Source organism: Arcobacter sp. CECT 8989 (assembly GCF_004116715.1).
Classification (GTDB): Bacteria; Campylobacterota; Campylobacteria; order Campylobacterales; family Arcobacteraceae; genus Halarcobacter.
Genome location: NZ_PDKE01000096.1, coordinates 1 through 414 on the forward strand (window position 1 = coordinate 1; position 414 = coordinate 414).

Genomic DNA, 414 nt, shown 5'->3' on the forward strand with positions numbered 1-414 from the left:
TTAAATCCCTGAACTTCTTTAATTTTACGTTTTAATATTAACTGTTATGATTGAACAATCACTACAATAATTTTTAGTAAAAATTGTAAAAACTGTGATTAAATAACTATTCCTTTTTTTTTTAAGTTTAAAATCTCCCTTTCAATTGGAGTTGGTTTTTTTTTTTTTCTTTCTTTTTGTTTTTTTCATTTCTTATCTTTTTTTTCTTTCTCTTTTGTTTTCTCTTTCTCTTCTTCCTTTCCTGCTTCTTCTTTCCTCTTTTTTTTTCTCTTCTTTCCCTTCTCTCCTTCCTCCTTTTCTCTCTTTACCTCCTCTCCCTGTTTTTCTTCTTCTTCTTTTTCCCTCTCTTTTCCGCCTTGCTTGTTGTGTGCTTGCATTTTTAGAAATAATCAAAATCTTTGAAAAGAAAGAAAG

Annotated in this window: 1 protein-coding gene; it reads right to left on the reverse strand. The window is 28.3% G+C overall.

Annotation, left to right across the window (positions count from 1 at the left end; translation table 11 throughout):
• Window positions 1-192: 192 nt before the first annotated feature.
• Window positions 193-414, reverse strand: a 222-nt coding sequence (locus CRV02_RS14585) for a hypothetical protein (protein WP_258239338.1), incomplete at its 5' end; no start/stop codon positions are given.